Origin of the sequence: Aquihabitans sp. G128, from assembly GCF_019048865.1 — a bacterium.
Classification (GTDB): domain Bacteria; phylum Actinomycetota; class Acidimicrobiia; order Acidimicrobiales; family Iamiaceae; genus Aquihabitans.
Map to the genome: position 1 here is coordinate 1608317 of NZ_CP077604.1, position 12547 is coordinate 1620863.

A 12547-nucleotide genomic window follows, 5' to 3' on the forward strand; every position below is an offset into this window, starting at 1 on the left:
GTCCCGGGTGGTGTCAGGCCTCGGGCGGCACGTACGGCGGCGCCTCGCCCCACCCCCAGCGGGGCACCGGCGCCTCGGTGACCACCCCGGCACCGGGGACCGAGTTCGACACGGCCAGGCGCGTGCCCCACTCGACGTAGGCCATGAACGCCGAGCGGAACTCGGGGTCGTCCGGCAACGCCACCTGGTCGGCGGCATCGACGAGCAGCTCGATCCACCGGCGGCGCTGGGCTTCGGTGATGGCCTTGCCGACGTGGTGGCCCAGCATGGCCGGGTACCCGCCGCGCTCCTCGGTGTAGCGGGCCGGGCCGCCGAACACCTCGCCTATCCAGACGGCCACGTGCTCGGCGTGGTGCGGGTCCATGCCGGCGAACAGCGGACCCACCAGCGGGTCGAGCGGGACCAGCTCGTAGAAGCGGGTGAACAGGGCGACGAGGGCATCGGCCCCGCCGGCCCACTCGTAGAGCGTCGGGGTGGTCTCGTCGGGGCCGGCCATGGCCGCAGTGAACAACGCCCGCCGGCGGGCCACAACCCCGCCTCAGGCCGGGCGCCCGCCCGCCGTGGTGCGCCGGCGGGCGAGGAGCTCGCCCTCGACCAGCAGTCCGAGCTGGAGGACGAGGCCGATGCGCAGGCCGACCGCACCCACGATGGCGAGCCGACCGAGCTCCGGGGTCGCGCCGTGCCAGCCGACCAGCAGCGACGCCAGCGACAGGCCCACCAGCCCCAGCGGCACCACCCAGGCCTGCGCCCGCCGACGACGGCGGGCCACCGCCCAGGCGAGCGTGGCACCCAGGGCGGCGACCACGGTCCCCGTGCCGCCCGGCTCGAACAGGAGCTGCGCGAGGAGCTCGGGCTCGACGGGCCGTGAGCTCCCGTAGGCGTCGGTGGGCGCCAGCATGGCGCTCTGCGGCGCGACCTCGTCGCCGTAGGAGGGCCGGGTGGCGAGCAGGTCCTCCAGGGGCTCCGTCGCGGTGTACCAGGGGTGGGTCAGCAGGTAGCGGACGTAGGTCCCCCGGCCGGCGCCGCCCACCCAGCGCACGAAGGCCGGGTCGCCCTTGAGGGCTGTGTAGTCGAGGGCCCCCGATGCCGGGGTGGGCATGCCGTGGGCGCGGAACCACGCCAGCCGGTCGGCGTCCGGCGCGACCCGGTTGGCGACGATGACCGTGAGGTTCTCCCGCACCACCTCCTGGTTGCGGCCGTAGGAGAGCGACGCCAGGCCGGCGAGCAGCACCAGGCCCACCGCCACCCCGGCGAAGACCCCGCCGGCGCCCCGGCGGCGCCAGGCCACGACCGCACCCAGCACGGCGAGGCCCGCCACCATCCACGCGGTGGGCATGAGGCTCTGGCGCACGAAGAGCCACGGCAGCGTGGCGAGCAGCAGCAGGCCGCCGGTGACCGGCGTGGGCCGCCGCAGCAGGTTGAGCCACGCCGCCACCACCAGGACGGTGAGCGACAGGGCGAGGGACTCCGAGAGCTTGGCCCCGTCCCAGTTGGTGACCGACGTGGTGCAGCCGAGGGCGACGAGGGCGGCGGCGACGACCACGCGCACCGAAGGCACCCGGAACCAGGCCGCCGCGGCCAGCGCGAGCACGGTCCAGGCGAGCGCACCCACGAGGGCCTGGGCCACCACCAGCCGGTGGTCGTCCCCGGGCACGAGTCGGTAGAGCAGCGGCGTGGCCCACGGGCGACGCCAGGCGCCGGTGAAGTCGAGGCGGTCGTACTCGCCGGAGTCGACGTAGACGTAGAGGCGCAAGCCGGCGACGGCCACGTACCGCAGCAGCACGGCGGCCACGAGCAGCCACCGGGCCCACGTCCAGCTCCACGCCAGCTCCAGGAGCGGGCGATCGTCGACCGCGCCACCGACCGGGTGCCGGGCGCGGTGGGAGCGCGCTGCGCCCGGCCGCTCCCCCGCTGCTTCGTCCTCCCCGGTCGCCTCGGTCCCGCCCGGACCACCGTGTTCCGCCATCGCCGACCCGGTTACTCGACGCCGAGGAAGTAGGGGTAGAGGGGCTGCCCGCCGTGGTGGACCTCGGCGCTCACGTCCGGGTGGGCCTCGCTGAGCCACTCGGTGATCCGGCGGGTGTCGGCCGCCGTGGCGCCCTCGCCCTCGATGAGGGTGAGGATCTCGTGGTCGTCGGTGAGCAGCTCGGCGAGCAGCACGGTGGCGGCGTCGGCCGCAGTGGGGGCCACGGCGCGGATGCCGGCCCGGCCGATCCCCAGGAAGTCGCCCTCGGCGATGGGCCCGACGTCGCACGTGGAGTCGCGCACGGCCATGGTGACCTCGCCGGCCACCACGTTGGCGGCCGCCTCGGCCATCTCGGCGGCGTTCTCGGCGCTCGGCGCCTCGGGGTCGTAGGCGATGAGCGCGGCGAAGCCCTCGGGGATGCCCCGGGTGGGCACCACGCGCACGGTCTTGGTGGTGGTGGCGTCGACCTGTTCGGCGACCGCGATGATGTTCTTGTTGTTCGGGAGGATCACCACCTCCTGGGCGTTGGCGGCCTCGACCGCGGCCAGGATCTGCGCCGTCGACGGGTTCATCGACTGCCCGCCGGTGATCACCTGCTGCACGCCCAGCGAGTGGAAGATGCGCTTGATGCCCTCGCCGGTGGCGATGGCCACCACCGCGGTGGTCACCGGCTCGAGCGCGGCGGCCGGCTCCTCCTCCGCCTCGCGCACCCAGCGCTCCTCCTCCACCTCTTCGAGGAGGTCGGTGACCCGGATCTTCGAGGGCTTGCCGATCTCGATGGCGGCCTCGATGGAGGCGCCGATGTCGTCGGTGTGGATGTGGCAGTTGAAGAGGCCGTCGCCGCCCACCACCACGATGGAGTCGCCGATGCCCGCCCAGACGTCCTTGAACGCCGGGATGGCGGCGTCGGGCGCCTCCAACAGGTACATGACCTCGTAGCGCAGGTCGGCGATGCCCCCCTCGCCGTGGCCCTCGGCGTGGGCGTCCTGCGCCAGCGCGGTGAGGGCGTCGACGTGGCCGGCGTCGGCCACCGCCTCGGTCACCGACGCCTCCGGGACCGGGCGGCCGTCGATGACGTGCAACGCCGAGTGGAGCAGCAGCAGGAGGCCGGTGCCGCCCGAGTCGACCACCCCGGCGTCGGCCAGGACCTGGAGCATCTGCGGCGTGCGGGCCAGCGCGTCCTGGCCCTGGGCCAGGGCGGCGTCGGCCACGGCCGCCAGCTCGCTGGTCTCGGTGGCCTTGGCGGTGGCGCCCTCGGCGGCCTCGCGCACGACGGTCAGGATGGTGCCCTCGACCGGGTTGCCGACCGCCTCGTAGGCGCCCTTCGCTGCTGCGGTGAGCGCCTCGGCGAAGGCGGCGCCGTCGACGACCTCGGCGGTGGCGAGGACCTGGGTGAAGCCCCGGAGGATCTGCGAGAGGATCACCCCGCTGTTGCCGCGGGCCCCCATGAGCGAGCCGTGGCCGATGGCCTTGCAGGTGGCGGCGAGGTCCGGCGCGGCACCGTCGAGCTCGGCCACCACCGACTCCATGGTGAGGGCCATGTTCGTGCCGGTGTCGCCGTCGGGCACCGGGTACACGTTGAGGCGGTTGATGCCGTCCTGGTGGGCCCGCAGGGCGTCCCGGAACCCCGAGACCACCTGTCGGAGGTCATCGGCCCCCAGCCGGTCGAGCGTCGTCATGGCGCAGGACACTACCGAGCGCTCGGCACCCGGTCGGATCGAGCGGGGCCGCCGAGGTCAGGCGGCCGTGCAGGCGATGTCCGGGCCGGTGGCCTCGCCCTCGGGGTCGTCCTCGGTGCCGGTGGCGACGACGGTCACCGAGCCTGCGCAGCGGGCCCCGTTGACCTCGCTGTCGAGGGTGCAGTCCCAGCTCGCCGCCGTCTGGTTGAGGTTGGTGGCGTCCGGTGCGTCGGGCGCCGAGCACGTGACCTCCTCGACGTCGGCGAAGTACTGCTCGGCCCCGGCCACCGACGCCGCCTCGTCCATGGCCGCACCCGCAGCCACGATCCGGGCGTCGGCCCGGGTCAGCTCGACCTCGCCGCCCGCCGCGCCCGCCGTGGTGGACGAGGACCCCGCCGTCGTGGTGGGCGCCTCGCTCGTGGTGGCGGCCGGCGCGGTGGTGGTGGCGTCCGGGGCCTCGGTCGTGGCGGGCGCGGCGTCGTCGCTGCCGCTGCCCGAGCACCCGCCCAGCGCGCTCGCGGTGGCGAGGGCGACGGCGAGCAGCAGGATCCGGGTCGGGGTGGCGCGCGAGATCATGGCGGCAGAACCTAGCGAGGCTCGGCTTGGCGTGGAGGCCCTGCGGGCCGCTAGCTTTGTCCGTCGGCCCTACCGGCCGTGGAACGTGCGACGACTTGATGGAGTGCAGTGATGGCCTCGACGTGTGAAGTGTGCGGCAAGAAGCCGTCGTTCGGCATGAGCGTGTCCCACTCCCACCGCCGCACCAAGCGGCGCTGGAACCCGAACATCCAGCGGGTCCGCGCCATCGTCGCCCCCGGCACCGTGCGCCGCGTCGACGTGTGCACCGGCTGCCTCAAGGCCGGCAAGGTCACCAAGGCCACGCGCGTCTGATCCGCCCCGTGGGCCGGCCTCGCCGCCCACGGACCCCAACCCGGTCGCTGGCGAGCACCGCTCCTTGGCGACCCTGCGCATCGCTCGCGCCGATCCCCCACCCCACCCACATCGCTGGTGGCGATGGTCGGCATGTCAAGCTCGTATGACGAGGGCCTGTCCTGCGTGTGCACCGCCGCGAACCCGCAAAGTAGGGTGCCCCTACCGCATGGACAGGTGGAGGACGTTGTTGTGCAAGGCGTGATCAAGTCGTACGACCCAGGGACGGGCGATGGGATCATCATGTGCGACACCGACCTCGCCGACTACGACCTGGCTGCCGGGTCGCTGATCGGCTCACCGTTCCGCATGCTCCGCCAGGGGCAACGGGTCATCTTCGACCTCGACGGCGACGGGCGGGCCACCGGCCTGCGCCTCGGCTCCGAGATCGACATGGGCACCCCGGGCTTCGGCCCGCCGCCCGAGGTCTAGACGCGGCCGCACCTCTGACCGGAGAAACCATGACTGCCACCACCAGCAACGAGAAGCTCAAGGCGTGGGTGAACGAGTGGGCGGAGATCTTCCAGCCCGCCGACATCCACTGGTGCGACGGCTCCGAGGAGGAGTACGACGCCCTGTGTCAGACCCTCGTCGAGGGCGGCACGTTCGAGCGCCTGAACGATGCCGAGCGGCCGAACAGCTACCTGGCCCTCTCCGACCCCGGCGACGTCGCCCGCGTCGAGGACCGGACCTACATCTGCTCCGAGGACGAGGCCGACGCCGGGACCACCAACAACTGGCGTGACCCGGCCGAGATGAAGGACGTCCTCCTGGGCCACTACCGCGGCACCATGAAGGGCCGGACCATGTACGTGGTCCCCTTCTCCATGGGCCCGCTGGGCTCGCCCATCGCCCACATCGGCGTGCAGCTCACCGACTCCCCCTACGTCGCGGTCAGCATGCGGATCATGACCCGCATGGGCCAGGGGGCGCTCGACGTCCTCGGGGCCACCGGCGAGTGGGTCCCCTGCCTGCACTCGGTCGGCTACCCGCTGGTGGACGCCGACGGCAACGAGCGCGCCGACGTGCCGTGGCCGTGCGACGCCGAGAACAAGTACATCTCCCACTTCCCCGAGACCCGGGAGATCTGGAGCTACGGCTCCGGCTACGGCGGCAACGCCCTCCTCGGCAAGAAGTGCTTCGCCCTGCGCATCGCCTCCACCATGGCCCGCGACGAGGGCTGGATGGCCGAGCACATGCTCATCATCGGGGTCACCAACCCCGAGGGCGAGAAGAAGTACGTGGCGGCGGCGTTCCCGTCGGCCTGCGGCAAGACCAACATGGCCATGCTCATCCCGTCCCTGCCGGGTTGGAAGGTCGAGACCGTCGGCGACGACATCGCCTGGATGAAGTTCGGCGACGACGGCCGCCTCTACGCCATCAACCCCGAGGCCGGCTTCTTCGGCGTGGCCCCGGGCACCGGCGAGAAGACCAACCCGAACGCCCTGCGCACCTTCGACGGCAACTCGATCTTCACCAACGTCGCCAAGACCGACTCCGGCGACATCTGGTGGGAGGGCCTCACCGAGGACGTCCCGACCCACCTGATCGACTGGAAGGGCAACGACTGGACCCCCGAGTCCGGTGCGCCCGCCGCCCACCCGAACGCCCGCTTCACCGCCCCGGCGTCGCAGTGCCCCTCGATCGCCCCCGAGTGGGAGGACCCGAAGGGCGTGCCGATCTCGGCCATCCTCTTCGGCGGCCGCCGCGCCACCAACGTCCCGCTCGTCACCGAGGCCTTCGACTGGCAGCACGGCACGTTCCTGGGCTCGATCATGAGCTCCGAGAAGACCGCCGCCGCCGCCGGCACCATCGGCGAGGTCCGCTTCGACCCCTTCGCCATGATCCCGTTCATGGGCTACAACGCCGGCGACTACATGAAGCACTGGCTCGAGATCGGCCAGGCCACCGACGCCGAGAACCTGCCCAAGCTGTTCTGGGTCAACTGGTTCCGCAAGGGCGACGACGGCTCGTTCCTCTGGCCCGGGTTCGGCGAGAACAGCCGGGTCCTCAAGTGGGTGTTCGACCGGGTCGCCGGCGACGCCGAGGCCATCGACACCGCCATCGGGCGGGTCCCGGCGGCCGACGGCATCGACGTCGACGGCCTCGAGATCGCCCCCGACGTGCTGGCCGAGCTGCTGAAGGTCGACAACGAGGCCTGGCGCGGCGAGATCCCGCTGATCGAGGAGCACTTCAGCTCCATCGGCGACCACCTCCCGGCCGAGCTGGCCGACGAGCTCCGCGAGCTCGAGAAGCGCCTGGCGAACTAGCCACCGCAGCTCACCGACCACCACGAGGCCCGCCCACGAGGGCGGGCCTCGTCGCGCCCGGGCCGGGCGCTCGGCGGGTGGCTAGAGGTTGACCACGGGCATGGTCGTGGTCTTGGTGATCCCGTCGAGCATCTGGACCCGACTGACCACGAGGCGGCCGAGGTCGTCCATCGACGGCGCCTCGACGCGCACCACGCAGTCGTAGGGGCCCGTGACGTCATCGGCCGCGACGACCCCCGGGATCTGGCGCACCTCGGTGGCGACCGCAGCGGCCTTGCCGACCTCGGTCTGGATGAGGATGTAGGCCGAAACCGTCATGTCTGCGTCGTCTCCTGGGCGGTGGGTCCCCGGCGGCCGATGGTAGGCCCGAGCCTGGGCGAAGACCGAGTCGAAGCCCGGGTCACCCGTTCGGGCGGGAGCCCGACTGGCGCCCCGTGTTGCGGTCTGGTTACGGTTCCTCCGTCCAACCGTCACGAAGCCGACAAGGTTGGAACGTCCTCGTCGCCGCACCCGGAGCCCGCCCGATCGTGAAGACCCGCCGTCCCGCCCTCGCCCTGCTCGCCTTCGCCCTCGTGGCGGTGGCCGGGCTCGCCGCCTGCGAGCCCACCCCCGCCGTCAAGGACGGGGCCACGCCGGGCGAGCGGGCGGTCGCCGCCGCTCGCACGCAGATGGGCATGCCCTACAAGTCCGGCGGCGAGTCGCCCGCCGAGGGCGGCTTCGACTGCTCCGGGCTCACCTCCTACGCCTGGGGCAAGGCGGGCGTGACGCTCCCCCGCACCTCCAGCGCCCAGTACACCTTCACCACCCGCGTCACCCGGGCCAACCTCCTGCCGGGCGACCTCGTCTTCTACAGCAGCGCCGGCCCCAAGGGCACCGTGAGCCACGTGGCGCTCTACGAGGGCGACGGCAAGATCATCCAGGCCCAGAAGACCGGCGTGCCGGTCAAGGAGCAGGACGTCGACTCCTGGTGGAAGACGAACCTGGTGGGCTACGGGCGCATCCCGGCCAGCAAGCTCCCCAAGTCCTGACCCGCTGCCGGCCCGCTCAGTGCGGGCCGACCTCGAGGGCCCGCAGGCCCAGCCCCATCAGGAACAGCCCGCCGCCGCCGTAGAGCAGGTAGAGGTGCGGCTTCAGCTGGTTGCGGTAGCTGTAGACGATCGCCACCGCGAACGCCGCGCTGAAGCCGTAGAGCATGTGGAACTGGAACGGCTCCTTGTCGGGGTGGTCCTGGATCAGGATCACGCCCACGATCACCTGCACGAAGACCGCCACCTCGGCGGCGCCGGTGAACCACCAGAGCGCCCGGTGGCGGGCCTGCGGGTAGCGGTGCGCGGCGAGCGCCCAGAGCCCCGCCAGCCCGTTGCCCACGATCACCACCCACGCCCAGTCGAGGTGGAAGGTGCGCAGCGCCGAGCTGGCGGCGAGCAGGCTCAACCGGCCGAGGCGGCGGACCCGCCGGCCACCTGGTAGCTCCAGAGCTCGGCCTGGGTGGACACGGGGGGCTTGGGGGCCTCGCCACCCTCGGCGGGCGCTCCCCCGGTGGCGGCCTGGCCGCCGGGCCGGCCGGCTCCGGCGTGGCCGTGGCCGAACGAGGCCGAGCTCATCCACGCCTCGAAGGCCGCCTCGTCACGCCAGCGCGTGACCACGAGCCACTGCAGCCGGTCGTCGGTGGGCTGCAGGAGCTCGAAGCCCTCGAAGCCGTCCTGCCCGTCGACGGCACCGGCCCGAGCGGCGAACCGCTTGGCCAGCTCGTCGCCGCTGTCGGCCGGCACGGTGATGGCGTTGATCTTCACGATGGTCACGCGACCGAACCTACCCGTGGCGGCCGCGGCGCCCGCAGCCGGGGAGGACGCCGGCCTCAGCCGAAGAGGAGGCCGTAGTTGGCGCCGGCGCGGAGGTGGTGGCCGCCATCGATCGGCAGGTTGACGCCGGTGATCCAGGACGACTCGGGGCCGGCGAGGAACCGCACGGCCTCGGCGATGTCCTCGACCTGGCCGACGCGGGAGACGGGCATGCCGGCGAGATAGTCGTCGAGCAGGGCGCCGCCGGCGGTGATGAACGACATGAGCTCGTCGTCGACGATGCCGGGCTGCACGCTGTTGACCCGGATGCCGTCGGCCCCGAGCTCCTCGGCGGCGCTGCGGCACAGCTGGTCGATGCCGGCCTTGGCCGCGCCGTAGGCCCAGAGGTAGCGGTGCGGGAACGCGCCGGCACCGGACGACATGCCGATGATCGAGCCGCCGCCGGCGGCCCGCATGGCGGGCACGGCGTGCTTGATGCTGAGCATGGTGCCCACCAGGTTGACGTCGACGGTGGCCCGCAGCGCATCGGCGTCGGCCTCGGCGAAGGGGCCCATGTGCATCGAGCCGCCGGCGTTGGCGAACAGGATGTCGAGCCCGCCGGTGGGCTCGGCGGCGAAGGCGACCGCCGCTGCGATCTGCTCCTCCACGGTCACGTCAGCGGCGATGTGGCGGATGGACCCGCCCTCGCCGACCGCGTCCTGCAGGGTTCCGACGGCGGCGATCAGCTTGTCCTCGGTGCGACCGCAGATCGTGACCTGGGCGCCGTCGGCCAGCAGGCGCTGGGCGGCGCCCAGGCCGATGCCGCTCCCCCGCCGGTCACGAGGGCGGTCTTGCCGGTGATGCTGGTGGTGGCCATGCGGGGCGCTCCGTTTCGTCGGCCCGCCGCCGCTCGTGGCGGACGGGTGGGCGGAACCTAGGCGACGACCGAGGCGCGCCGCAGGACCAGCGGATCGCTCAGGCGCCCCCGTGGGCCACCGCCACCAGGACGACGGCCACCACGCACGCGAAGGCGCCCAGGAGGGTGCCCACCAGGGCGCCCCGGAACCGGCGCGGGGCGACGAGGCACAGGAGGAGGACGGTGGTCGTGACGGCCACCGCGGGCACCCCTGCGTAGAGCCCGAGGAACCAGGCGCCGTCGCGGGGCGAGAGGGTGCAGCCGAACCCGATGCCCGAGCACTGGCCGTCGGGCACCTCCGGAGACGCGACGGCGCCGGCGAGCCCCATGGCCAGCCCCCAGATCGCCAGCGGGCCGAGCAGGGCGGCGAGGAACGTTGCCGTCCCGGAGCGCTCCTCGGCACCGGCGGGGAAGGCCTCGGTGTGGTGTCGGTGGGTCGGCGGGCGACGGGCAGCGGGGTCCGGGAGGAGGGGCACGGAGCCACTCGACCGCACGTGACGTCCCGCCACCATGGGCGGCTCCCCCCACGCCCCGCTGGGCGCGACGTGGGGGCGGGCTCGGCCGTTCGGTCTGGGTCAGCCGGTGTAGTCGGCGGTCCCGGAGACCGGCTGGGCGCCGGCCGCCGGGTCGACGTCCTGGCCGGGCACGGTGGTGCTCGGCGGTGCGGTCGTCGTGGTGGTCGACGGGGGCGGCGGGGCCACCGGGTCGTAGATGTCGTCGATCTCCGACGAGACGCAGCTCGCCGGGGCGTTCACCGGGTTGCAGCGAGCCACCGTGCCGCCGGGGACCTCGGAGAAGTACGGGCTGGTGAAGCCGATCGCCCAGTTCGGGACGGGGTAGTCGGTGCTGACCCACTGGGCGCCGCTGGCGTAGGCGTCGTCGCGGTCGGAGGTGTCGTTGGCCCGCGCTTCGCTGGTGTCGCCGTCGGCCCGGGTGCGGACCACGTAGCCCTGCTGGACCAGGTCCTGGATCACCGAGACGTCCGAGGCCTCGTTGTGCTCCACGAACGCGGCGTCGGGGGCGCCCGCCGGGGCGTTGGTGAAGATCGCCCGGCCCTCGAGGTTGGGGTGGCCGGCGAGGTAGGCGGTGCGCTTGGCGCCGGCGTTGTCCATGAGGAACATGACCTTGCCGCGGCTGTCGCCGAGGGTGGGCCAGCCGTCGGTGGTGACGGCCTCCTGGAGGGTGAGGTGCGAGCCCCGGACGTCGTCGGGCGTGATGAGGTCCGACGCAGGCATGACCGAGCGGATCTCGTCGTCGACGGTGTCCATCGCCGCGGCGTCGAACGGGTCCGGGTGCACGAAGGTGAAGCCCGGGAAGGGCACGTCGTCGTCCTTGAGCTCCAGCAGGATGGCGATCGGCGCGTGGGTGGGGTTGGCGTCGCTCCACTGCTTCACCTGGGTGAGGCAGGCCTTGAAGGTCAGGCAGGTGCTGGCGTAATCGACGTCCTGGACGTGGAGGACCTTGATGCCGGGCTGGCTCATGACCGGGTCGTAGGGGCCGTCACCGGCCACCGACCGCAGGAGGGGGTCGGCGTACTTGCCGCCGGCGTGGTCGAGGAAGAGGTCGAGCTCGATCTGGCGGACCTTCTGGCTCTGGAACTGCTGCGGGAGCGGCGCGTGGCGGTACTCCAGCCCCTGGTCGGCGTCGCCGAGGAACGAGTGGCGCAGCTCGACCTCCTTCTGCGGGGGGAGGATGTGGTAGCTGTTGTGGCTCCCGGTGACCTGGATCTGGTTCAGGTGGACGTCGTCGTCGAGCGCCCGGGTGGCCGCAGGCGGTGCAGCGGTGGTCGAGGTCGTCGAAGACGACGACGGTGCCGGGCTGGCGCCGGCCAGCAGCGGTGCCGAGGCCAGGCCTCCGGCCAGCGCGATCGCGGCGACCACCGTGGTGATCCGTGCCTTGCCCATCTGAACTCCCCTTGGCCGTGACGTGAACCCGGGGTGAACGTAGCCGCGTGGCGAGCGGAGATCCGAGTCCTCGCTCGGGATCGCCCGTCCGGGCGATCCCGCCCAAGCGCGGAAGTAGGGCGGGTCAGCGCCCGGCGAGCTCCGCCGCCGGCTGGAACAGCTCGGCGAAGAGCGCCGGTGCGTCGGGCCCGAGCGGCGGCTCCACGATGAACCACTCGGTGCCGAAGATGTAGGCGAAGGCCTCCGGCGGCATCGAGGCCATGAAGTGGTCCGGGCCGATCTGGCTGCCGTGGGCGAGCATCGAGGCCCGCTTGCGGTCGAGCACGGTCGTCGTGTCCACCACGTGGGTCAGCTCGGCCTCGGGCTTGCCGAACGTGGAGCGGTCGACCTCGGGCGGCCCGGCCTCCTCGGCGTCCTGGCCGGGCTCGTCGGCTGCGCCGCCGGGGACGTCGACGCCGAGCTCCTTGGCCAGGGCCATGGCCCGCCCCATGAGGTCGCGGTTCATCGTCCCCTGGGCCACGACCGGCACGCCGGCCAGCTCGGCCGCCCGCTTGCCCACCCGGTGCACCTGGATGTGGTCCGGGTGGCCGTAGCCGCCGTTGTCGTCGTAGATCGTGAGGACGTCGGGCGACTCCTCGGTGAGGATCGTCGCCAGCCGGCGGGCGGCCTGCTCGACGTCGGCCTGCCAGAAGCACCAGGGCACGTCGTTGGTGGCCTCCCCGATCATCCCGGAGTCGGTGTAGCCCAGGAACTCCACCCGGCCGGCGCCCAGGACCCGGGCCGACTCGTAGACCTCGGCGGTGCGCCGCAGGGTGAGCTGCTCGCCCTCGGCCAGCACGCCGGGGACCGGCTCGCCGAGCTCGCCTCGCGTGGCGAACACCAGCACCACCCGATGGCCGGCGTCGGCGGCCCGGGCCAACGTGCCACCCGTGGCGATCGACTCGTCGTCCGGGTGGGCGTGCAGGCTGACGATGGTTCCCATGGCGGGCCACGCTATCGGCGGTCGGCGCCGCTCCTCCCCGCCCCGAGCGCTCCGGTCCGGCGCCCGTCACGGCCCCCGACGATCTGAGGTAGCGCCGAGCCCGGGTACGGCATCCGCCCGAT

Annotated in this window: 15 protein-coding genes; 4 read left to right on the top strand and 11 right to left on the bottom strand. The window is 73.0% G+C overall.

Translation table 11 applies throughout. From position 1 onward, the window contains the following. Nucleotides 1–13: 13 nt before the first annotated feature. From KSP35_RS07650 to KSP35_RS07665, 4 genes are read right to left on the bottom strand one after another with little or no spacing between them, the layout of a single operon-like run. Entirely contained in the window at nucleotides 14–496 is a 483-nt protein-coding gene (locus KSP35_RS07650; protein WP_217000566.1) for a group II truncated hemoglobin, read from the bottom strand. A 42-nt stretch (nucleotides 497–538) separates the two neighbouring features. Next, the gene (locus tag KSP35_RS07655) at nucleotides 539–1966 is read right to left on the bottom strand and encodes a hypothetical protein (protein WP_217000568.1); all 1428 of its coding nucleotides are present in this window, start codon (nucleotides 1964–1966) and stop codon (nucleotides 539–541) included. 11 nt (nucleotides 1967–1977) lie between these two features. Continuing rightward, nucleotides 1978–3645: a DAK2 domain-containing protein gene (locus KSP35_RS07660; protein WP_217000569.1), complete on the bottom strand. Its 1668-nt coding sequence runs from the start codon at nucleotides 3643–3645 to the stop codon at nucleotides 1978–1980. A 57-nt stretch (nucleotides 3646–3702) separates the two neighbouring features. Next, nucleotides 3703–4221, bottom strand: coding sequence for a hypothetical protein (locus KSP35_RS07665; protein WP_217000571.1), 519 nt, complete (start codon nucleotides 4219–4221; stop codon nucleotides 3703–3705). Nucleotides 4222–4332: 111 nt separating this feature from the next. On the opposite strand from KSP35_RS07665, the gene rpmB reads away from it, so the two are divergent. The 3 genes from rpmB to KSP35_RS07680 all read left to right on the top strand — a co-directional run bounded on the left by rpmB (nucleotide 4333) and on the right by KSP35_RS07680 (nucleotide 6842). Next, nucleotides 4333–4533, top strand: coding sequence for a 50S ribosomal protein L28 (gene rpmB, locus KSP35_RS07670; RefSeq protein WP_217000573.1), 201 nt, complete (start codon nucleotides 4333–4335; stop codon nucleotides 4531–4533). Between the two features lie 282 nt (nucleotides 4534–4815). Next, nucleotides 4816–5004 (top strand): hypothetical protein, encoded by a 189-nt coding sequence (locus KSP35_RS07675; protein ID WP_217000575.1) that lies wholly within the window; start codon nucleotides 4816–4818, stop codon nucleotides 5002–5004. Nucleotides 5005–5033: 29 nt separating this feature from the next. Next, entirely contained in the window at nucleotides 5034–6842 is a 1809-nt protein-coding gene (locus KSP35_RS07680; protein ID WP_217000577.1) for a phosphoenolpyruvate carboxykinase (GTP), read from the top strand. 81 nt (nucleotides 6843–6923) lie between these two features. Here the strand turns inward: KSP35_RS07680 and KSP35_RS07685 are convergent, their stop codons facing one another. Then, the gene (locus KSP35_RS07685; RefSeq protein WP_217000578.1) at nucleotides 6924–7160 is read right to left on the bottom strand and encodes an Lrp/AsnC family transcriptional regulator; all 237 of its coding nucleotides are present in this window, start codon (nucleotides 7158–7160) and stop codon (nucleotides 6924–6926) included. Between the two features lie 209 nt (nucleotides 7161–7369). Here KSP35_RS07685 and KSP35_RS07690 point away from each other — a divergent pair, with 209 nt between their 5' ends. Further along, a complete protein-coding gene (locus KSP35_RS07690; RefSeq protein ID WP_217000579.1) occupies nucleotides 7370–7870 on the top strand; it encodes a C40 family peptidase in 501 nt (166 codons plus the stop codon). Between the two features lie 16 nt (nucleotides 7871–7886). Here KSP35_RS07690 and KSP35_RS07695 read toward each other — a convergent pair whose 3' ends face one another. From KSP35_RS07695 to KSP35_RS07715, 6 genes are all read right to left on the bottom strand, one after another. Further along, nucleotides 7887–8276 carry a hypothetical protein gene (locus tag KSP35_RS07695; protein ID WP_217000580.1) on the bottom strand — a complete coding sequence of 130 codons (390 nt, stop codon included), beginning with the start codon at nucleotides 8274–8276 and terminating at the stop codon, nucleotides 7887–7889. After that, complete coding sequence (locus KSP35_RS25215; protein WP_217000582.1) at nucleotides 8273–8644, bottom strand: antibiotic biosynthesis monooxygenase; 372 nt, start codon at nucleotides 8642–8644, stop codon at nucleotides 8273–8275. The genes KSP35_RS07695 and KSP35_RS25215 overlap by 4 nt, the downstream gene beginning before the upstream one ends. A 56-nt stretch (nucleotides 8645–8700) precedes the next feature. Continuing rightward, complete coding sequence (locus KSP35_RS24120) at nucleotides 8701–9444, bottom strand: SDR family NAD(P)-dependent oxidoreductase (RefSeq protein WP_254127198.1); 744 nt, start codon at nucleotides 9442–9444, stop codon at nucleotides 8701–8703. A 154-nt stretch (nucleotides 9445–9598) separates the two neighbouring features. After that, nucleotides 9599–10015: a hypothetical protein gene (locus tag KSP35_RS24125; protein WP_254127310.1), complete on the bottom strand. Its 417-nt coding sequence runs from the start codon at nucleotides 10013–10015 to the stop codon at nucleotides 9599–9601. Between the two features lie 99 nt (nucleotides 10016–10114). Beyond that, entirely contained in the window at nucleotides 10115–11443 is a 1329-nt protein-coding gene (locus KSP35_RS07710) for a phosphatidylinositol-specific phospholipase C1-like protein (protein ID WP_217000587.1), read from the bottom strand. Between the two features lie 124 nt (nucleotides 11444–11567). Further along, nucleotides 11568–12425, bottom strand: coding sequence for a PIG-L family deacetylase (locus KSP35_RS07715; protein ID WP_217000589.1), 858 nt, complete (start codon nucleotides 12423–12425; stop codon nucleotides 11568–11570). Nucleotides 12426–12547 lie beyond the last annotated feature (122 nt).

Bases quoted from the DNA above. Each gene is read 5' to 3' on its own strand.
- KSP35_RS07655 (WP_217000568.1), bottom strand. From the start codon at position 1,966: ATGGCGGAACACGGTGGTCCGGGCGGGACCGAGGCGACCGGGGAGGAC.
- KSP35_RS07650 (WP_217000566.1), bottom strand. From the start codon at position 496: ATGGCCGGCCCCGACGAGACCACCCCGACGCTCTACGAGTGGGCCGGC.
- KSP35_RS07715 (WP_217000589.1), bottom strand. From the start codon at position 12,425: ATGGGAACCATCGTCAGCCTGCACGCCCACCCGGACGACGAGTCGATC.
- KSP35_RS07675 (WP_217000575.1), top strand. From the start codon at position 4,816: ATGTGCGACACCGACCTCGCCGACTACGACCTGGCTGCCGGGTCGCTG.
- KSP35_RS07685 (WP_217000578.1), bottom strand. From the start codon at position 7,160: ATGACGGTTTCGGCCTACATCCTCATCCAGACCGAGGTCGGCAAGGCC.
- rpmB (WP_217000573.1), top strand. From the start codon at position 4,333: ATGGCCTCGACGTGTGAAGTGTGCGGCAAGAAGCCGTCGTTCGGCATG.
- KSP35_RS07680 (WP_217000577.1), top strand. From the start codon at position 5,034: ATGACTGCCACCACCAGCAACGAGAAGCTCAAGGCGTGGGTGAACGAG.
- KSP35_RS07665 (WP_217000571.1), bottom strand. From the start codon at position 4,221: ATGATCTCGCGCGCCACCCCGACCCGGATCCTGCTGCTCGCCGTCGCC.
- KSP35_RS07660 (WP_217000569.1), bottom strand. From the start codon at position 3,645: ATGACGACGCTCGACCGGCTGGGGGCCGATGACCTCCGACAGGTGGTC.
- KSP35_RS07710 (WP_217000587.1), bottom strand. From the start codon at position 11,443: ATGGGCAAGGCACGGATCACCACGGTGGTCGCCGCGATCGCGCTGGCC.